Source organism: Haloarcula japonica DSM 6131 (assembly GCF_000336635.1).
Lineage (GTDB): Archaea > Halobacteriota > Halobacteria > Halobacteriales > Haloarculaceae > Haloarcula > Haloarcula japonica.
In genome coordinates, this window is record NZ_AOLY01000007.1 from 37,875 (window position 1) to 57,551 (window position 19,677).

Annotated in this window: 21 protein-coding genes and 1 pseudogene; 9 read left to right on the plus strand and 13 right to left on the minus strand. The window is 61.5% G+C overall.

All coding sequences use genetic code 11. From position 1 onward, the window contains the following. Window positions 1–18: 18 nt before the first annotated feature. Window positions 19–717, plus strand: a complete 699-nt coding sequence (gene queC / locus C444_RS03415) for a 7-cyano-7-deazaguanine synthase QueC (protein ID WP_004590945.1) — start codon at window positions 19–21, stop codon at window positions 715–717. Window positions 718–753: 36 nt separating this feature from the next. Here queC and C444_RS03420 read toward each other — a convergent pair whose 3' ends face one another. From C444_RS03420 to C444_RS03435, 4 genes and pseudogenes are all read right to left on the minus strand, one after another. Then, complete coding sequence (locus C444_RS03420) at window positions 754–1,137, minus strand: methylglyoxal synthase (protein WP_004590947.1); 384 nt, start codon at window positions 1,135–1,137, stop codon at window positions 754–756. Window positions 1,138–1,195: 58 nt separating this feature from the next. Beyond that, window positions 1,196–1,474: a HalOD1 output domain-containing protein gene (locus C444_RS03425; protein ID WP_004590949.1), complete on the minus strand. Its 279-nt coding sequence runs from the start codon at window positions 1,472–1,474 to the stop codon at window positions 1,196–1,198. A 226-nt stretch (window positions 1,475–1,700) separates the two neighbouring features. Further along, window positions 1,701–2,360 (minus strand): helix-turn-helix domain-containing protein, encoded by a 660-nt coding sequence (locus tag C444_RS03430; RefSeq protein WP_004590951.1) that lies wholly within the window; start codon window positions 2,358–2,360, stop codon window positions 1,701–1,703. A 222-nt stretch (window positions 2,361–2,582) separates the two neighbouring features. Beyond that, window positions 2,583–3,065: pseudogene (locus tag C444_RS03435) on the minus strand (deoxyuridine 5'-triphosphate nucleotidohydrolase); the annotation flags it as partial. 141 nt (window positions 3,066–3,206) lie between these two features. On the opposite strand from C444_RS03435, the gene C444_RS03440 reads away from it, so the two are divergent. From C444_RS03440 to C444_RS03470, 7 genes are all read left to right on the plus strand, one after another. Then, the gene (locus C444_RS03440; RefSeq protein WP_004590956.1) at window positions 3,207–5,180 is read left to right on the plus strand and encodes an aconitate hydratase; all 1,974 of its coding nucleotides are present in this window, start codon (window positions 3,207–3,209) and stop codon (window positions 5,178–5,180) included. Window positions 5,181–5,761: 581 nt separating this feature from the next. Continuing rightward, window positions 5,762–6,259, plus strand: a complete 498-nt coding sequence (gene rimI / locus C444_RS03445; protein WP_004590959.1) for a ribosomal protein S18-alanine N-acetyltransferase — start codon at window positions 5,762–5,764, stop codon at window positions 6,257–6,259. A gap of 148 nt (window positions 6,260–6,407) precedes the next feature. Continuing rightward, window positions 6,408–6,872 (plus strand): DUF5810 domain-containing protein, encoded by a 465-nt coding sequence (locus C444_RS03450; RefSeq protein WP_004590961.1) that lies wholly within the window; start codon window positions 6,408–6,410, stop codon window positions 6,870–6,872. Between the two features lie 23 nt (window positions 6,873–6,895). After that, window positions 6,896–7,309: a DUF5809 family protein gene (locus C444_RS03455; protein WP_004590962.1), complete on the plus strand. Its 414-nt coding sequence runs from the start codon at window positions 6,896–6,898 to the stop codon at window positions 7,307–7,309. Beyond that, window positions 7,309–7,722 carry a hypothetical protein gene (locus tag C444_RS03460; RefSeq protein ID WP_004590965.1) on the plus strand — a complete coding sequence of 138 codons (414 nt, stop codon included), beginning with the start codon at window positions 7,309–7,311 and terminating at the stop codon, window positions 7,720–7,722. Before C444_RS03455 ends, C444_RS03460 begins: the two co-directional genes overlap by 1 nt. Then, on the plus strand, window positions 7,719–8,261 hold the full coding sequence (locus C444_RS03465) for an NUDIX hydrolase (RefSeq protein WP_004590966.1): 543 nt from the start codon (window positions 7,719–7,721) through the stop codon (window positions 8,259–8,261). Before C444_RS03460 ends, C444_RS03465 begins: the two co-directional genes overlap by 4 nt. Window positions 8,262–8,299: 38 nt before the next feature. Continuing rightward, window positions 8,300–8,686 carry a rhodanese-like domain-containing protein gene (locus C444_RS03470; protein WP_004590968.1) on the plus strand — a complete coding sequence of 129 codons (387 nt, stop codon included), beginning with the start codon at window positions 8,300–8,302 and terminating at the stop codon, window positions 8,684–8,686. A gap of 529 nt (window positions 8,687–9,215) precedes the next feature. On the opposite strand, the gene C444_RS03475 is transcribed toward C444_RS03470, so the two are convergent. Then, complete coding sequence (locus tag C444_RS03475) at window positions 9,216–10,424, minus strand: Tm-1-like ATP-binding domain-containing protein (RefSeq protein ID WP_004590970.1); 1,209 nt, start codon at window positions 10,422–10,424, stop codon at window positions 9,216–9,218. Between the two features lie 28 nt (window positions 10,425–10,452). Continuing rightward, entirely contained in the window at window positions 10,453–11,289 is an 837-nt protein-coding gene (locus C444_RS03480) for a phosphoenolpyruvate hydrolase family protein (RefSeq protein ID WP_004590972.1), read from the minus strand. A gap of 151 nt (window positions 11,290–11,440) precedes the next feature. On the opposite strand from C444_RS03480, the gene C444_RS03485 reads away from it, so the two are divergent. Beyond that, window positions 11,441–11,851, plus strand: a complete 411-nt coding sequence (locus C444_RS03485) for a cupin domain-containing protein (protein ID WP_004590974.1) — start codon at window positions 11,441–11,443, stop codon at window positions 11,849–11,851. 85 nt (window positions 11,852–11,936) lie between these two features. On the opposite strand, the gene C444_RS03490 is transcribed toward C444_RS03485, so the two are convergent. The 7 genes from C444_RS03490 to C444_RS03520 all read right to left on the minus strand — a co-directional run bounded on the left by C444_RS03490 (window position 11,937) and on the right by C444_RS03520 (window position 19,670). Further along, window positions 11,937–13,193, minus strand: a complete 1,257-nt coding sequence (locus C444_RS03490; RefSeq protein WP_004590976.1) for a beta-alanine-activating enzyme beta-propeller domain-containing protein — start codon at window positions 13,191–13,193, stop codon at window positions 11,937–11,939. 65 nt (window positions 13,194–13,258) lie between these two features. Further along, on the minus strand, window positions 13,259–14,002 hold the full coding sequence (locus tag C444_RS03495; protein WP_004590978.1) for an ABC transporter ATP-binding protein: 744 nt from the start codon (window positions 14,000–14,002) through the stop codon (window positions 13,259–13,261). After that, entirely contained in the window at window positions 13,999–14,760 is a 762-nt protein-coding gene (locus tag C444_RS03500; RefSeq protein ID WP_004590980.1) for an ABC transporter ATP-binding protein, read from the minus strand. Before C444_RS03500 ends, C444_RS03495 begins: the two co-directional genes overlap by 4 nt. Further along, window positions 14,760–15,902: a branched-chain amino acid ABC transporter permease gene (locus C444_RS03505; RefSeq protein ID WP_004590982.1), complete on the minus strand. Its 1,143-nt coding sequence runs from the start codon at window positions 15,900–15,902 to the stop codon at window positions 14,760–14,762. The genes C444_RS03500 and C444_RS03505 overlap by 1 nt, the downstream gene beginning before the upstream one ends. Then, a complete protein-coding gene (locus tag C444_RS03510; protein WP_004590984.1) occupies window positions 15,899–16,840 on the minus strand; it encodes a branched-chain amino acid ABC transporter permease in 942 nt (313 codons plus the stop codon). Before C444_RS03510 ends, C444_RS03505 begins: the two co-directional genes overlap by 4 nt. Before the next feature lie 243 nt (window positions 16,841–17,083). Further along, on the minus strand, window positions 17,084–18,499 hold the full coding sequence (locus C444_RS03515; RefSeq protein WP_049909124.1) for a substrate-binding protein: 1,416 nt from the start codon (window positions 18,497–18,499) through the stop codon (window positions 17,084–17,086). Window positions 18,500–18,887: 388 nt separating this feature from the next. Next, a complete protein-coding gene (locus C444_RS03520) occupies window positions 18,888–19,670 on the minus strand; it encodes an IclR family transcriptional regulator (protein WP_004590988.1) in 783 nt (260 codons plus the stop codon). Between the last annotated feature and the right edge of the window lie 7 nt (window positions 19,671–19,677).

The window sequence follows — 19,677 nt, forward strand, 5'->3', positions numbered from 1 at the left end:
TACCCCCAAATCCAACAGATGACTGACGACACCCGCGCTGTCGTGCTCGCCTCCGGCGGCATGGACAGCGCCACGGCGGCCTACGAAGCACAGACCCGCGGTTACGACCACCTGTACCTGCTGCATACGAGCTACGGGCAAAACACAGAGGACCGAGAGTACGAATGCGCCAGCGCACTGGCCGACCACGTCGACGCGGCGGACTTCCTCCACGTCGAGACCGGCCACCTCACCCAGATCGGCGCGTCGTCGCTGACTGACGACTCGATGGAGGTAGCGGACGCCGACACCGACAGCGACGAGATTCCGACCTCGTACGTCCCGTTTCGCAACGCGAACCTCCTGTCGATGGCGGTCTCCTACGCCGAGGCCAACGACTGTGGGGCCGTCTTCATCGGCGCACACAGCGAGGACTTCTCGGGGTACCCGGACTGTCGGCCCGCCTTTTTCGACGCCTTTCAGGGCGTCATCGACGCCGGTACGAAGCCTGACACCGACATTGACCTCGTTGCACCTTTCGTCGAATGGTCCAAGACCGACATCGCCGAACGCGGTGTCGAACTCGGCGTCCCCTACGAAGACACCTGGAGCTGCTACCGTGACGACGAACCGGCCTGTGGAACGTGTGATGCCTGTGCGTTCCGGCTCGAAGCCTTCCAGCGCATCGGTGAACGGGACCCGATAGAGTACGCGGAACGACCGACGTACGCTGAGTAAGCAACGTTCAGTCGGCTGTCTCCCGCTCCCGACAGGCTAGTCGTCGGCTTCGTCCCGGACCAGCCCGTCCAGAATGTACTCCGCCGATGTCCGGGTCGTCGCCAGCGGCACGTCGTGGACGTCACAGATGCGCAGGAGTGCCGAGATGTCCGGCTCGTGGGGCTGTGCCGTCAGTGGGTCTCGGAGGAAGATGATACCGTCCATCCGGCCCTCGGCGACCTCAGCGCCGATCTGCGTGTCGCCCCCCATCGGCCCGCTCTCCTTGCGCTCGACCGTGAGGTCCGTCTCTGCCATGATGCGCTTGCTCGTCGTGCCAGTTCCGACGAGATCGAACTCCGAAAGCGTTGATTCGTAACTCTGTGCCAGATCGATCATCTCGGGCTTCTCGTCGTCGTGTGCGATGAGTGCGACGCGGGTCATATCTGGGGCTCTCGGGCCATCGTCTTATGTCATTGGGACGGGACCGTGTCAGCGCCGGTTACCCGTCGACAGAAATCTCTCCGTCAGCAGTTATCGTCACGTCGTGTCCTTCGACAGCGAACGTCAGCGACTCCGTCGTCCCCTCCCCGACGACCGCACGGAGTGATTTGCTGTCGACATACGCATCCAGCCCGTCAATATCAGCTGCATCTAGATCTGTCGCTTCAAGCACCGCATCGGCAATAATATCTCCTGCGGGTTCGGGGCTCACCCAGTCGTCGGACCCCTCCGTAGCCCGGTTCCGCAACATATACACAGTCCCCTCGTTCGAACTCATACTCCAGCATACGCTCCCTTCTCTTATAACAGCGGATGAGCTGTTTCACTGTCTGAAGTAACCGGTGGTCAACTGACGGACCAGACGCTACGTCCTCCCACACTGTCGGCTCAAGCGACACAAAACGCAGCTATTCGGCAATATATCGCCCCTAGACCGGCTGCTCACAGACGGCGGCGTTCCACCATCCTCACTTTCCACCAACCGGGGGCCGTCCTTGTCCCGGTTACTCTGGCGGTGAGCCGACAAGCGGCCGCTCGGGGGCCGCCAGCGTGTTCTGTACCAGCGTTCGCGTCCCGCGACGGAGCCGCTCCGAGGCGGCCTGACTGGAGATTCCGAGCTCCGAAGCGAGGTCCGAGAGGGACGACTCCCGCGGGACGGTGAAGTACCCACGATTGAGCGCGAGCAACAGCACTTCTTGCTGTGGGTCCGTCACGCCGAACTGTGGGGAGGCTTCCGTGTCGTCAGTGATGGTCTGAATGTCGATGTTGATATCACTGGATACGAGCACGTCACGGAACGACAGCACCGAACTCTTCTCGGGGAACCGGGCTCGAAACACCCAGTCGTCACCGGTCTGTGCGGCACCGAGCAGGAACCCGTCCGCGTTCAACAACGCTTCTCCGATCGTATCGATTATCGTATCAGTTGTATGTAGGGTGTACCAGTGACCATCTCCTTCTGCCGCTACGTGGGCATAGTCGGTGATACTCTCGTCCTGGGCCAGATTCGCTTCGATGGCGGGCCGCTCGATGGGGCCAATCCAGGCGACGGCACGGCAGTCGCCACTCTCGCAGTGAAGTCGCTGTATCCGTATCGCTGCTTTACTCAGCGTTTCAGCTGTTCGCTGCAAGAGGGGGGCATCGATGTGAAATTCTACTATCATGTCTCACTGTCACGCAGCAACGGTGATAAATCCCGGTCAGACAGTTGTCGTACCTGAAAACGGTGCTTGTATAATTTCCGGGTACTGGAGGCTGACGGCGGTATGGACCGGGGTATAGTTGCTTCAAGCACCAATCGATAGCACTCAGGAAATCCACTTAAATTCACAGCATGGCCTACCATGTCTCGGGTTATGAGACACGTCTGGGACCGCGATTATGCATCAGAGATTCTCACCCTGATACGACCCTTCGTACGTCCCCTCGTGAGCGGCATCAGCGAGAACGAGCTGTGCGATCCGTGCGCCCCGTTCGAGTTCGATCGGATGGTGGACTTCCAGTAGCCCTTCGCCCCGCCCTTCGTAGCCGGCGTCCCAGACAGCCGTATCGAGCATACAGGAATTGCGGAGCAACGACGACCGCGGGAGGAGAAAGCCGATATGCCCCTCCGGAATGACGACACGGTCGGCGTACTCGACGATGTAGCCGCCGCGGTCGAGGTGATAGACGCCATCGTCGCTGGCCACTTCCCGCCGGTCGCCGACGGTCTTGCCCTCGCGCTCGATGCGTCCCGGTTCGACCTGCTCGTAGACGGCCCCGAGCGTGAGGTCGACGCCGTTCGGTTGCACTTGCGATTCTCTCAGGTCGCCGAGGGCATCGGCGACGAACCGCCCACTTTTGAACATACGCGGTTCTGTGCGAGTGTCGTGGAAAGAACTGCCGGTCTGGCCGACCGCTGTCCCGACCTGTTGACTCGCTTCTGAGTGACGGACGGAGCGGGTTTTTATATGAAAAATACGACGGAATACGCGGGATTTATACCGCCGCGCCATCCATTGACGCACGTTATGGGACAGACGCTTACGGAAAAAATTCTCGACGACCATCTCGTCGAAGGGGAGCTAACACCCGGAGAAGAGATCGGGATCGAGATCGATCAGGTGCTGACACAGGACACGACCGGGACGCTCGTCTGGCTGCAGTTCGAGGCGCTGGGCCTTGAAGAGGTCCAGACGGAACTGGCCGCCCAGTACTGTGACCACCAGACGTATCAGTTCGACTTCAAGAACACTGACGACCACCGCTTCCTCCGCTCTGCGGCAGGCACGTTCGGGGCCCACTTCTCGCGCCCCGGCAACGGTATCTGTCACAACGTCCACAAGGAGAACTTCGCCGAACCCGGCAAGACGATGCTCGGGTCCGACTCGCACACGCCGACCCCCGGTGGCCTCGGGGAACTCGCTATCGGGTCCGGTGGCCTCGACGTCGCCGTCGCCATGGGTGGCGGTGCCTACTACATCGAGATGCCGGAAGTCGTCAACGTCCGCCTCGAAGGCGAACTGCCCGAATGGGCCACTGCCAAGGACGTCATCCTAGAGCTGCTCCGCCGGCTGTCGGTCAAGGGCGGCGTCGGCAAGGTGCTGGAATACACCGGCCCCGGCGTCGAGACGCTGACCGTCCCCGAGCGGACCACCATCACCAACATGGGGACCGAACTCGGTGCCACGTCCTCGATCTTCCCGACGGACGACCAGACCAAGGACTACCTCGAACGCCTCGGCCGCGAGGACGTCTTCGAGGAGATCGGCCCCGACGAGGATGCCGAGTACGCCGACGAAATCGTCGTCGACCTCTCGGACCTCGAACCGCTCATCGCCGAGCCGTCCATGCCTGACAACGTCGTGCCCGTCTCCGAGGTCGAGGGCGTCGACGTCGAGCAGGTCATGATCGGCTCCTGTACGAACGGCGCCTACGAGGACATCCTCCCGGCCGCGAAGATGCTGGAAGGGCGCAACATCGACAAGAAGACCGAGATGATCGTCGCCCCCGGCTCCAAACAGGCCTCCGAGATGCTGGCCCGCGAGGGCTGGACCGCGGAGATGATGGCCGCTGGCGTCAACTTCTCCGAGGCGACGTGTGGTGCCTGTATCGGTATCGGTCACGTCCCGGCCTCCGACTCCGTCTCGCTGCGGACCTTCAACCGCAACTTCGAGGGTCGCTCCGGTATCGAGGACGACAACGTCTACCTCTGTTCGCCGGAGGTCGCCACCGCGGCGGCCATCAAGGGCGAAATCGTCGACCCGCGCAACCTCGCCGACGACCTCGGCGACCTCGAAGCGCCGGGTCTGGAGATGCCCGACTCCTACATCGGCAACTCCGAGTCGGACCTCATCGCACCGGAAAACGCTGTCGACGACGAGCTCATCAAGGGCCCGAACATCGGCGACGTGCCGCTGAAGGACCCGCTGGAGACCGAAGTCGGTGGTGAGGCCCTCCTGAAGATGGAGGACAACATCACGACGGACCACATCATCCCGGCCACACAGGACATCCTGATGTACCGGTCCAACGTCCCGAAGCTCTCCGAGTTCACGCTCTCGCGCGTCGACGACACGTTCGCGGAGCGCGCACTCGAATCTGACGGCGGCGTGCTCGTCGCTGGCGAGAACTACGGTCAGGGGTCCTCGCGCGAACACGCGGCCCTGTGCCCGATGTACCTGGGTATCGAGACCGTCCTCGCACAGAGCTTCGCCCGCATCCACAAGGCGAACCTGTTCAACTTCGGGATCGTCCCGCTCACCATCGACGAGGAGACCTACGAGAAGATCGAGCAGGGCGACGACATCGAGATCGTCGACGACGCGGCCGAGGCCGTCAAATCCGGTCAGACGGAGTTCACCATCCGCGTGAACGACGACTGGGAAGCGACCGGCCAGCTCGACGCCTCTGAGCGCGAACGCGAGATCCTCGCCGCCGGTGGCAAGCTCTCACACACGAAACAGCAGCACGACGAAGGCGGCGCTGCACCTGCAGACGACTAACACGAGGTCGCTTCGCGACCTCAGATTCCGGAGCGGGACCTACGGTCCCGCAGGCAGTCGGGCAGCATCGACGCCCGACGACGGGGAGGAACGACCCGCGACGGAGCGATTCCGAGCGTAGCGAGGAATCACTTTCAGGTCGAACGGCGTTTCGCGCTGTGAGACAGCGCGGTCGCCTTCTGACCGCGATTTTTCGAACATTGAAACGGGGCTGAGGACTACATTTGCCCTAGGTAACGGTACTATCAGAAGTTTGCCCCGCAACAGTACCAAACAAACAAGACTCATTTTGTAGCCAGATCCCTTCATCACGACGCGTGCAGTCGGATCTGACAGAATCTATCTCTAGTACACCTCGGCAGCGATGGAAAAGTTTGGAAAGAGGGGTGGGGGTGGGGGTGGTGGCACCCAAAATGGGTGCGATTATAAGTAGCCTCGTCAGCCTAAAGAACCTTCCGCCTTTCTAACCTTGTCTCGGTCGTATCGATGCATGAATTATCAGTACTTATCGACAAACAGTCAGAAACCGGGTAGCTTCGGTCGGCGGTAACGCATATGTAGGTCCACACCGAAGTACACATGTGACAACGGTCGCTCCTGATGGGCCGGAGACGCCGGATACGCCAGCGGTTCGGCGAGCCGTCCGCGCGGACCTCATCGAGATACACCGCATCGAGCAGGCGTCGTTTCCACAGCCGTGGCCGTTTTCGGCGCTGGAGAGCTATCTCGACGAAACGGGATTTCTCGTCGCCGAAACCGGCAACGACGACGGCAACCCGCCCGCCGTCGCGGGCTACGTCATCGCCGACACGGTGCCGAACCACGGTACCCCGCTCGGCCACATCAAGGACCTCGCGGTCCGGCCAACGTACCGCCGGCAGGGGGTTGCGAGCGCGTTGTTGACGCGTGCACTGGAGGTCATCGGCGAGACTGGTGCTGGCTCGGTTAAGCTGGAAGTTCGAGCCGACAATGACGGTGCACGAAAGCTCTACCGGCGCTTCGGGTTCGAGCACCGCAAGACCATTCCGAACTACTACAGCAACGGCGAGGACGCGCTTGTGATGGTCCGATTACTTTGAGTGTGTCAGCTACGCCTGGGACGGTTTGAGCGCTGTGGTAACTGTCTGTCTGTTGCCGGACGGCCCTGCACAGCCAGTTCTTCCGAACCGACCACCGCTCCGAGACCCCGACTGCATATACGGCTCCGCATCCACGGTTCGCACACCGATGGGATACGCCTGTCCAGTGTGTGACGACCCGCAAGCCGACGACGTGCATCTGGCGAACCACCTTGCATTCACGGCGATGACCGGCGGTGACGACCACGAAGCGTGGCTCGACGAGCGCGTCCCCGACTGGGGCCAGCTTGGCGAGGACGAACTGTCCACTGAGGTCGTCGAGTACGCCGAGGAGACGGAGTTTCCACAGGTGTTCGAGGACACTGTCGACCGCAGCGACGACGGGCATAGCCACGAGCACGGTCACGGCCACGGTGACCTCCCGCAGGGCGCGGACCGCCACCGGGGATCGAACGCGCTCAGCGACCACGACAGTGAGGTGCTGGCCGAGGCTCGGGACCTGACGCGGGAGATGTTGCGTGATAGCGACGAGGGGGACGACGCGGACGCCACTGACAGCGACACGTCCAGCGATGGCGACGACACGGGCGCGACCGGAGACGAAACCGAATAGTCCCGCCGGCAGCAAGAAGACGTATGGACACTGAGGGGCAGTTCGCGCCGGTATCGGCAGCCGAGGCCCGCGAGCGCTACGACGCGTTCGGGCCGACGGCGCAAGTGGTCGTCAAGGAAGTCGCGAAGGCGATGGGTCTCGACCCGGAGACCTACGAAGAGCGAGTCACCAGCGAGGTGGTCGAAACCGCCCGCGACGTACTGTTTGCTGAATCGCTCGCAGTTCAGGTCGGCTCGATGGCGGAGTTCGAGGAGTGGCGCGAAGACACGGACTGCGAGGTGTCGCTGGTCGGCGCGGAGAACGTCGACAACGTCGTCTGGCACGCCGCCCCGTTCGCAGAGCAGGCCGTTGCGGCGACGTTTCAGAACGAACGCCGGGCAGCAGTCGGGACGCTCCGCCGTCAGGCCTTCGGCCGCATCTACCGCGAGGTCGTCTGATGCGTCCGGTCACACGGAACACCTTGCTCGGCATTATCGCCGTCGTCGTGTTGTTGCTGGCGCTGGGTGCGCTCCCGGGCCTTCTCAAGAGCGGCGACCCCTACTACACTGTCGCCACGCCGACCAACGGCGAATACAGCGTCGACAACGGCACGGCGATCAACTGGAGTACCCAGTCCGAGCGGCGGTTCCCGTACACAAGCGCGGCGCTGGCCGAGGCATCCTCGTCGACGGCCGGGCAGTCAGAGCCGTACTGGCGCGGACCGCTCGGATTCAAGGGCGCGTTCACCCACTCGCCCTTCGACGAACGCGATGCCTTGCGACAGCAGCACGACGGGGCTGTGACTGACGACGGCGTCGTCGTCCGGCACAACGGCACGTTTTACCACGTCGCGGTCCGACAGGACGTATGACCCGCGAACCCGCCCACGAGTGGCCCGTCGTCGAGAGCGAGCGCGAGTACGAGACCGGCTGGTACACCGGCGGTTACGACCGGGTTCGCCAGCCCGACGGCTCGGAAAAGGATTACTACTGGGCTGAACTGCCCGACGCGGCCGTCGTGGTCGCTACGACCGGCGACGAACTCGTCATGGTCGACCAGTACCGCCCGACCATTCGCGAGCAGTGCCTCGAACTCCCGGCTGGTATCGTTGAGGACGACGAGTCCTACACGACTGCCGGGGCACGCGAACTCCGCGAGGAAACCGGCTTCGAGGCCGCCGGCGTCTCACTTATCGAGGAGTTCTCGTGTTCCACCGGCGTGCTTCGGCACCGCCGTGGCATTGTCTTCGCGGAGGGGCTCGAACCGGTCGACCGGGAACTGGACGACAACGAATTCCTCTCGGTGACGACTGTGCCCATCGACGAAGCGCTGCAGGTCGCCCGGCGCGAACCGGCCAACGACGCGACCATCGAAGGCATCCTGCTGGCACAGGCTGACGGCTTGCTGTAGCCGGTGAAGGTTTAGGTATCGCCCGCTAGCGGCTGGGTATGGACGGCGAAATCGACACCGACGAGCTACGGTCGAAACTCGACAAGGAGGCGGTCCGGGTGGTCGATATCCGCTCGCCCGGCGCGTTCGAGCGGGGCCACATTCCTGGAAGCGAGAACGTTCCGTTCCCGTCGCTCGTCGACGAAGTCGAACGGTTCGAAGGCGATGACGAGGTGGTGACAGTCTGCCCGAAAGGCAAATCCAGCGTGCAGGCCGCCCGGCTCATCGCGTCCTATGAAGGGTTTGAGGGCGACGTGGTAAGCTTTGAACCCGGACTGAACGGCTGGGACGGGCCGCTAGAACGTGCAAACGCTGACGGGGAGGCGACGGCAGACACTGCGGCTGCTGACGGAGACACCGACGAAGGCCCTGCTGCACCGTTTTAACCGCTGTTCGGAGTGAAATGGTGGCTCAGGAATAGTCCATCGTCACAAGGGGCTCAGCGGGGGTAACATCTCGTCATCGCCACCAACTCCTGGTAGCCTATCACTGGTGAAAAACTCGTTCATCGAACGTGGCGCGAATTGCGTTCGTCCACGCTCCTAGTTTATGGCACTGACCGATACTTTCCGGGATGCTACTCGCTGTTGGACGGGGTAACATCTGACTTCATGCCTCTCTTATTGTGTCTTGTTCGTTGGTATCTAAGATAATAACTGTATTGTCGACATATGAATTATTAAAATCTCAAACCCCTTCTGAATATATGAGTCTGTATTTGGGAGTTAAATATACAAAAAGCGAACAACGGTCACAAAAATTGCACTTGTACTTCTATCCCACTGGAAGGTAATTGTATATTACGATATCGCACTTCAGTTGTTTGTCGCCATCGTGACGGTAACCGAAAAGGCCTCTTGAAGTCGCTGAGCGCCGCTCACGGACCACAAGGGTCAGTTGTCTGGATCAGATGCGTTATCTGTCTTGCATATACGTGTCGAGTTTGTCCGCGATCATCTGTGCGAACGCTTCGTCGTTGATCGCGGCCTCGGACTCGATCAACTCGACTGTCTCGTCCAGCGTGCCACGAAGCGCATCGAACAGCGCCGCGTCGGCTTCGGGATCATCGAAATCCGCTCCGTCTTCATCGAGCATCGAAACGCCACCGAGCGGAAGCGCAAGCGCCGTCGGTCCCGTTGCGCCGTTCAGTTTCTCTGCGATAATCCGCCCGAGCTCGGCGTTCTCTTCCGGTGTCGTTCGCATCAACGTCACCTGTGGGTTGTGGATGTGGAAGGTTCGTCCGTCGAATTTTTCGGGGACGGACTCACGCGGGCCGAAATTGACCATGTCGAGTGCGCCGGGGGCAACGACCTGCGGGATTCCCCGTTCGGCAGCGGCGTCGAGTCGGTCGGGGCCGGCGGACAGCACCCCGCCGACAAGTTCGTCGGCCCACTCAGTCGTCGTCACGTCAAGGACTCCATCGATGACGCCTTCTCGAATGAGATTCTCCATCGCTCGACCGCCGGTCCCAGTCGCGTGAAAGACGATCGTCTCGTACCCGCTGTCTTCCAGCACCTCGCGTGCCGTCTGGACACACGGCGTGGTAACGCCGAACATCGTTATGCCGATGGTCGGCTTGTCGGATAGCTCCACGCCGGGGTCGTTGGCGACCATGCCGACCATCGCCAGTGCGGCGTTGGCGATGACCGTCCGTGAGAGTTGGTTCAGGCCTTCGATATCGGCGACGGAGTACAGCATCGCAATGTCGGTCGCTCCGACGTAGGGTTCGGTGTCGCCCGAGGCCATCGTCGAGACCATGAGTTTCGGAACGCCGACGGGCAGCGCACGCATCGCGTTCGTGGCGATAGACGTGTTCCCCGACCCGCCCAGGCCGAGGATGCCGTTGAGGCTGCCCGCCTCGTGGAGCCGCGACGCGATAGCCGCTGCGCCGTCGCCCATGACCTCCATCGCCGCACCGCGGTCCCCGTCCTCGCGGAGCGAATCGAGCGACGAACCCCCGGCTTCCGCAACCTCGGCCGCGGTAGTGTCCGGCTCGATTTCCGGCTCGCCCATCACGCCGACATCGATCAAGTGGACCTCGACGCCCTGGGACTCGATGACATCGCGTGCGAAGCCGATCTCCTCACCTTTCGTATCGAGCGTGCCGACGATGACGACACTCATCGTGTCCACCTCTCCCGTGTCTGTCGGCTCATGAGACGGTCATGTCCTTGAACTCGCGTGCCTGTTTTTCGATGGCGTCTTCGGTAGCGAGGCGTTCGATGCTGGACGCGCCGAAGAAGCCGACGACGCCGTCGGTGTTGTCGAGGACGTACTGGGCGTCCTCGGGCCAGGCGATAGGGCCTCCGTGACAGATAACCATTACGTCGTCGTTGATGCTCTTGGCGGCGTCGTGGTGTGCCTGAACCCGCTCGGCGGCCTCATCGAGGCTCAGTGCCGTCTCTGCGCCGATGTCGCCGGACGTGGTCAGTCCCATGTGTGATACGATAACGTCTGCACCGGCTTCGGTCATCTCACGAGCCTGTGACTCGTCGAAGACGTAGGGACAGGTGAGCATCCCTTGCTCGCTGGCTTCTCGGATCATCTCGACTTCCTTGTCATACCCCATTTCGGTCTCTTCGAGGTTCTTCCGGAAGGAGCTGTCCTCGTCGATCAGTCCGACGGTGGGGAAGTTCTGGACGCCAGAGAAGCCGCGGCGTCGGAGGTCTTCGATGAAGACGTCCATCTCGCGGAACGGGTCGGTACCGTTGACGCCCGCTAGTACCGGCGTGTCCTCGACGACCGGCAGGACCTCCTGGCCCATCTCCAAGACGATCTCGTTCGCGTCGCCGTACGAGAGCAGTCCCGCCAGCGATCCGCGCCCGTTCATCCGGTACCGTCCCGAGTTGTAGATGATGAGGAGGTCGACTCCGCCGCGTTCAGCGAACTTCGCCGAAATTCCCGTCCCGGCTCCCGCTCCGATGATCGGTTCGTCGTCCTGTACGGTCGATTCCAGTCGCTCTAGCGACTCCGTTCGTGCGAACTCCATAGTGCAACCGAGTAATCGGTAGAATCCCTAATCAAGATTGGGGTTCAGTAGCGGCGAACCACTGAACAGTTCGTTCTGGCGATGTCGTCGGTTGCCGGAAATCGACCTGACCAAAATATTTAATATACTTTGCTGTTCGATATCACACGTTATGGTAGCAGACGAGCGGTTCGTCCGACCGGACGACGTCGAGACGATTCAACTGGACTGGGGAACCCTGAAATGGATGAACACTCCCGATGTCACCGGTTCAGAGGGGTTCAGTGCGGGAGTCGTGGTCCTCGAACCCGGAAAAGGGCACGAGCGACATACACACCCTGATAGTGAAGAGATACTCTACTTCCTCAGCGGCGAGGGCGAACAGACCATCGCGGACGAGGAGCGGTCCGTCAGCGCGGGTGAGATGGTCTACATCCCGAGCGGTGTCGAACACAGCACAGTCAACACGTCCTGGGAGCCGCTTCGCTTCATCGCCGTGTACTGCCCGCCTGGACCGGAAGCCGAGATACGTGACCTCGACGAAGCGACGGTCTTCCCTCCGGGTGAAGTCCCGGACGCGTAGGCCAGACGAAATCATCACCGTTCAGAGCGTGGAGGATTGCTCGCCAGCCTGTCCCGCCGCCGCTTATTGTGGCGACTCCTGAACGTTACTCGACTGCGTACACCGTTGCGTCGGTCCCGCTGAAGTAGAGTACGTCGTCGACGAGTGCCGGGCTGGAACCGACGCCTCGGTTTCCGATTTCGAGGAACCACTCCTCGTCACCGTCGGTTGTGAGAGCGTGAATACCGACGTCCTCGCCGTCGGTCTGACGGTGACTTCCGACGTAGAGGCGCTCTTCCGTCACGACGGGACTGCTCCCGATCTCCAGGGCCGGCGTCTCGAATGTCCACTCTTCGGTGCCGGTCGTTCGGTCGAATCGGAAGACCTTGGCGTGGTTCGTCGTGGGATCGTCGAGCGTGTTGTACGGCGTGTGGCCGACGTACACGCCTTCCTCGTCGATGGCTACGGACCCAGAGATGTACCTGCCAGCCGTGTCCGCGAGCCACTCCTGGTCCCCCGTGGCCGCGTCGACGGCGTGGACGTTCCCGTTCCAATCGGTGATGAACACGGTCCCGAACGCGAGGGCCGGGCTCGACCAGATCATGTCCCGGGTGTCGTACGTCCACTTGATGTCGCCCGACGCGGGCGTCAGTGCATATAGGGTCCCGTCCGACGCACCGACGTACACCGCCTCGTCGGTGACAGCCGGGCTGCTCACGACCTCGGTGCCGACCTCGTAACGCCAGTTCGTCTCGCCCGATGCGGCGTCGAGTGAGTAGACCCAGCCGTTCTCCGGAACGTCAGTCTCGTCGGCGTACCATGCACATGCCAAGTTGTGACACCCGACGCCGATGAACACCGAGCCGTCCCACACTGTCGGACTCCCTCTGACCAGACCGTCGAACGACCGGGACCACTCCTCCGTTCCGTCCGTCGCGTCGACGGCGTACAGGTGCTTGTCGTAGGACCCGACGTACACCGTCCCGTCGCTGTAGGCCGGCGTCGCTTCGATCCGGTGCTGTGCCGGGAACGCCCACTCCTCCGTTCCCGTTTGGGCGTCGATTGCATACAGCGAATTGTCCGTGCTGCCGACGTAGACCGTCCCGTTGGCGACGACCGGGCTGCCCCAGAACGGTCCGTCGGCGTCGTAGGTCCACTTGATCGACGGGCTCGATCCAATCGACGAGGCCCCGCCCGTGTAGCCGGTGTTGTATCGACCCCCCCGAAACGACGGCCACGACGTGATCGGCTCCGAGACGGGATGGGTCGTTCGCACGGATCCCGGACTCTGACAGCCGGCAGCTACGGTGACTGTAGTCGCCGAGATCGAAGCGAGAAACTGTCGACGGGTTCTGTTCGACATCTATCACACATATCGACGCGGGGAAAATAATGCTATCGGCTGCTGACGTCCGCAGTCACCCGTCGTCAAACGACGAGGTATTCGTCGAGGTCCTCGTTTTCGAGTTGCTCGACGGACCCCTCGTAGACGATGTCTCCCTGGTCGAGGACGTAGCCCCGATCCGCGATGCGAAGCGCCTCACGGACGTTCTGCTCGATGAGCAGCACCGTCAGTCCCTGGCTCGCTATCTCCTCAATCGAGTTACCGACCGTCTCGACGATCTGCGGGGCCAGCCCCTCGGTCGGTTCGTCCAGCAACAACAGCTGTAGATCAGGTAATCGGAGCGTCCGGGCAATCGAGAGCATCTGCTGTTCGCCACCGGAGAGCGTTCCGGCCTCCTGTTCTCGTCGCTCCTCAAGTCGAGGGAACAGGTCGTAGAGTTCCGTGAGCGACATCGTACTATCGTCACCACCGAGCCCGCCACGGCGGATCGTATTCCACCAGCCGCGCGTGATCTTGGACATCTCGAGGTTCTCCTCGACCGTCAGTTCGCTGAACAGACGGCGTCCTTCGGGGACGACACCGATGCCGCCCATCGCAATGTCGTCGGCCGGCCAGTCCGTGATGTCTGTCCCGTCGAAACGGATGGTTCCGGACCGAACGTCGGGCGGTTCGGTGCCGGCGATGCTCCGGACCGTAGTCGTCTTGCCGGCACCGTTCCGTCCGAGGAGCGTGACGATCTCACCTTTCTCGATGGTGACCGAGATACCACGGAGGATGTGACTCGGGCCGTAGTAGGAGTGGACGTTGTCCAACTGGAGAAGACTCACGCCTCTTCACCTCCGCCGAGGTAGGCCTCGCGAACGGCCGGATGCTCTCTGATCTCTTCCGGCGTCCCTCGCGCGATCAGTCTTCCCTGGTGAAGCGTGAAGATCCGGTCAGAGACGTCGAAGACGATATCCATGTCGTGCTCGACCAGGAATATCGTCATTCCCCACTCGGTCAGGAGGTCCCCGATGAGCTTCACCGTCATCTCGGTCTCCGTGGGGGACATCCCGGCCGTCGGCTCGTCCATGAACAGCAGGTCCGGATCAGTCGCGAGACCGATGGCGACTTCGAGGCGACGCTTATCACCGTACGGAAGTGATCGGGCATCCATGTCGGCCTTGGAGTCGAGATCAATCGTCTGCAGGATCTCGTTCGTCTGCTCCTGGACTGCATCGAACGAGTCACGGCGGCGGAGGAAGTTGATCCTGAACGAGCCATGCTCCGCCGCGAAGGACGCGACCTGGATGTTTTCGCGAACCGTGAGTTCGGGCAGAATCGATGCGGTCTGGAACGACCGCCCGACGCCGAGTTGCGCGATCTCGAACGGTTTCATTCCGACGAGATCGGTCCCGGCGTAGTAGACATCGCCCGCCGTGGGCGAGAGCTGTCCCGTTATCGTATTGATGAGTGTCGACTTGCCGGCACCGTTGGGGCCGATGAGGGATACCAGTTCGCCTTCCTCAACGGCCATGTCGACGTCGTCCAGCGCCGTGAGGCCGCCGAACTCCTTTGTCAGTCCGCGCGTTTCGAGCAATGCCATCACCGATCACCCCCATTCGGAACGAGATCCGCGATCCGCTGTCTCGTTTTCGTTAGCAGTTCCTTCGGGTCGCGGAGGGCCGCGGTAAAGTCAGTTAGCATCCCCCAGATGCCGTCGGGATAGGCCCACACGACCGCGGTGAACGACAGCGACAGCAGGAGCAGCCAGTAGTTTCCGAGCGTGGGGAACCCGTTGACGATGCCCTTGAAGTAGAAGAAGACGAACGTCCCGATCACGGGCCCAGCGAGCGTTCCCAGACCGCCGAGAACGGTCATTACGACGATATCGCCGCTGACCGACCAGTAGAGACGTTCCACGCCGGCGAACTGCGTGTTGACGGCCATCAGTCCTCCGGCGAGCCCCACAATCGCCGCCGAGAGGAGGAACGCCGCGAACTTGTAGCGCCAGACGTCGAGGCCCATGAACGCCGTCCGCGTCTCGTTTTCCCGAATAGACTTGAATATCAGCCCGTAGGGCGACTTTCGGATGCGCGTGATGAGCGCGACCACGGCGACGAAGAAGATCCCGATGAAGATGTAGAGGTTATTCACCAGGAGCGTTCCGACGAGACCGCTGTATTCGTGGTTCAGATCGACGATTCCCAGGAGAGGAACACGCGGGATGTCGAGTCCGTTAATCCCCTTGGTTATTTCGACCAGCGGCTCCCGAGCGAGGAAGTAGAGGAACTGGGCGATGGCGAGTGCGACGATAGAGAAGTACACGGTGTGCAGACGCAGCAGTAACAGTGCCGAGACCACACCAAGTGCAACGGCGGCCAGCATCCCGACAAGCACGACGACGAGTGGCTCGTTATAGACGTGGATCGCAAAGAGGGCCGCTGCGTAACTCGCCGTCCCGAAGAACATGGCGTGTCCGAACGAGAGGAGCCCGGTCTGCCCCAGAAGGAGGTTGAAACCGAGGGCGAAGATGGACCAGATGAGTATCGTCATCGCGAGTCCGTGGTACCCCTGGAACACGTCCGAGACGACCGGTGCGCGGCCGAACGCGTACGAGAACAGGAGCACGAACAGCACCGACGACAGGACGACGAACCGTTCGGTGTGCTTGATCCGGTTCCACGTCTCCCAGCTGAGTACCGACGAGTCCCCGTCGAAGCTGTTGCGGATCGTGTCCATGCTCATTGTCCGATCTCCGTCGACGGGTAGATCCCGTTCGGTCTGAGCGTCAGGACCACAATCGCCAGCAGGTAAATGCTGGCCCGAGTCATGCTCGGGACGAGTTCCGTGGCCGTCGCGAAGAAGAGCCCCGCGAGGAGCGCGCCGATCACGGTTCCTCTGAGACTGCCGACGCCGCCCATGATGACGATGACCAGCGACGGAATGATGATCTCCATGCCGATGCCGGAGGTGACGTTGAACAGTGATCCACCGAGAACGCCAGCGAGCCCCGCGTATGCGGCCCCGACCGCGAATATCAGCAGGAACGGACGGCCGACTCGAATCCCGAGCATCTGGGCCATCTCCGAGTCCTCAGTCCCGGCGCGCACTGCGAGCCCGTAGTCGCTGTACTTGAAGAACGCGAAGATAGCCAGGATTAGCAAGAGCGTGAGCACGACGACCAGGACGCGTATCGTCGATGCGGCGCTCATCCCGGGTGGCGTGCCGATTACGGGAAGCGATATCGCGCCAGTGAGCCACTCGGGGCGGGGATAGATCGTCCCTGTCCGACCGAAGACGATGGCGACGAGCTCCTGAGCGGCGATCAGGATGCCAAACGTCACCAGCAACTGGTCGAGGAGGTCGCGCTCGTAGAACGGCTTCGCGATGAACCGCTCCATGACGATCCCCAGGACAAAGATAACGACGGGGGTTAGTACCAGCGCCGGGATGAACCCCCAGCCGAGTCCGACCTGGCCCGCCTCGCCCAACAGCCCGCCGTACTGATTGCTCGACGCGATGAGGAGGCCGATGTACGCACCCGCGAGGTACAGTACTCCGTGCGCCATGTTCACGTATTTGAGCGACCCGAAGACGATTGAGAGGCCGACCGCGACGAGTAGGTACAGGGACGCGACGCTCAGCGCGATAAACAGGAAGCCGACGATTCCGTCGATACTCATCTCTGCCACCTCGATACAGGTGTGATTATCTGTCTCATGGGTATCCGATTCATACTGATTCTATCTGGTATGTTAATCTTGCGCTTCAACGGACCTGGGAGAGCGACCTCGCAGCGGCGCGGAACCCGCCGTTCTCGAACGAGCCACCGCGGCGGATGCCCGATTGCCCTCTCCGTGTCCAGCTATCCGCCTGCAGTCTGCCGACCGAAGCTGCCGATGAAGATCCGTCGGACGCGTTCGTCGCTACTCGTCTCCATACGGGTTGTCGCCCATCGCGCAGTTGGACGCCGGGAACTCGCTGCACTCGTAGACGAGCGGGTCGGTCGTCCCGACGATCTCCGTCCGGATACCGAGTTCCTCGGCGCGGTCATCGCCGACGCCACGCACGAGGTACCACGGCCGCTCGACCTGGTGGTCGCACGTTCGGTACGCCGAGTCGCCCCACGCGAGGCTCCATTCGAACTCTTCGAGCGTTCTAACCACTGTCGGTGGGTGGAACGTGCCGGCCTCCTCGACCGCGGCGGCGTAGACCATCATCGACTCGTAGGTGTGCATCGAGCTCTGGTTGGGCGTCTCGTCGTACTCCTGTTGATACGATTCGACGAACACCTGGCTGGCCTCGTTGTCGGCGTTGGGATTCCACGGCTCCATCCCGAGGACGCCCTCTGCGTCCGCACCGAGTGGGTCGAGCGTGAACGCGCTGACGTGCGGAATGATGACATCGATATCGTCTGTCAGCCCCGCGTCTCGCAACTGTGCGAGACCGCTGGCCGCGAAGTTCCCGAAACTGGAGAAGTACAGCGTGTCGGCCCCGGAGTCTTCGAGCGCCTGTATCTGGGAGCTATGGTCGGTCTCGCCCTCCGCGATAGCAGCACCGCCGGCGTCCTCCCACGGACCCTGTTCGGTGAGGTACTTGCGAGCGGCGTCGCGGTTCGACTGGCCGTAGGAGTAATCCATGTAGATATGGAACAGCGACCGGTCCTCGCCGAGCACGGACGGCGCGGCCTCGCCCATCGCCATCCCGATGATCTCCGCGTGGAACGTCGGATGGAAGTAGTACCGTGAGCAGTTCTCACCGGAGATTCCTGCAGAGGTTGAGTTCCCACCCATGAACGGTACTTTCTCGCGCTGAGCGACGTTCTGCATCGCCATCGTCACCGTACTGGACATCCCACCCGTCCAGAACTGGATGTTGTCTCGCTGGATCATCCGGTCGATGTTGTCCTGGGCGGTGTCAGCACTCCCCGCAGTGTCGGCTTTCGATGGCTCGATCTGGTGGTCCATGATGCCGCCACCGCTCAGACGGTCCCAGTAGTCTACGAGCCCACCACCGTTGTTGAGGTGTGTGACAGCCAAGTCGAAGCCCTTCTCCTGGTCTTGTCCGTCGGGACCTAAGGCACCCGAGGTCGGTCCGTTGAATCCGATGGCGACGGTATCCCCTTCGGGTGGGAAGTTCCCGATGGCGGCGTACTCGGTTCCACTGTCACCGTCGCCGTTGCCGCCACCACCTCCGTTTCCGTTACCAGTGCCACCCCCGTCTCCGCCGGTGCCACCGTCACCCCCGGAACAGCCGGCGAGCCCGGCAGCGATGCCAGCGGTCCCGATTGCTTTCAGATAGCTTCGCCTGGACCCGTCCACCGCTTCTGCATCTCTAGTCATGTTTGGAACGTCCATGAAAGAATCGAACAACAACCTATTTAAAATTTTTGCTATATTAATGATGTTGGATACGTCGCAACTGGGATTTGAACTGACGATAGCCGTTCAACGTATAAACATACATAATCAATCATGTTTTTCAGTCTCTCTCCCTCGTTCCTTTCGGACAGATAGCATATCGAGCAGATCTCGGACATTCCGCAACAATGTTCGCATTATGTGAATACTGCTGTCTAGTTCTGGGATCCTCCGGCCCAGCTACCCGATCTTATCTGCAGGTACGAACGATGGCTGTGGGATCATCTGTTTACCTACTGCGATGAAGGATTATTTCAGTTGGGATACTGGCTCAGACCCAAACAAACTAACACACGTACACTCGTTATTCCTACTGAGTAACCCGCTGGGACTGAAGCGAGGATTCCAGTGATTGCACGGCGTCGAGCAACTGGTCGCCCAGTTCTTGGTCGATGCGGGTTCTATCGACCCGATACTTCGGCCCCCCCACACTCAACCCCCCGAGGATAGTACCGTCGTCACGGTGGACTGCCGCCCCGACGGCGACGAGTCCCGGCGCGAACTCCTCGTCAACGATGCCATAGCCACGCTCGGCAGTCTCCTCAAGCGTATTGAACAGTTGCTCTCGGTCCGTGATGGTCGCTTCGGACTCCCGCGGCAACCCCCACTTTTCCAGGATTCGGTCGACTCGGGCCGAGTCGATCTCCGAGAGGATAGCTTTGCCAGCGGCCGTATTGTGGAGATAGTACTCCGAGCGATAGTCGGCTTCGTCTTCCTCGGTCGCCGCGTTGCCCGACGTCCCGTGGAACATCAGCAACCGCCCGTGTTCGAAAATCGTGAAGTTCGCTTCTTCACCAGTCCGTTCAGCCAACTCCTCGAGAACGGTTCTGACGCGCTCGCGACTCGGGTATCGAGATCTGACCGTCTCACCCAGCAGGGCCACCCTGAAGCTCACGCGATACGTTCCGTCCGACTTCACCAGATATCGACTGTCACGGAGCGTGTTGAGATGACTGAGAATCGAACTCTTCGGACTCTCGATCATTTCATCGAGTTGCGCCAGCGTGAGCCCTTCGTGCTCCAGAACCAAAGTGAGAATTCTCAGCGAGGTCCGGGTCGTCTTGAGGGTTCGGCTGCCGGTATTCTCGATCATACGCTAC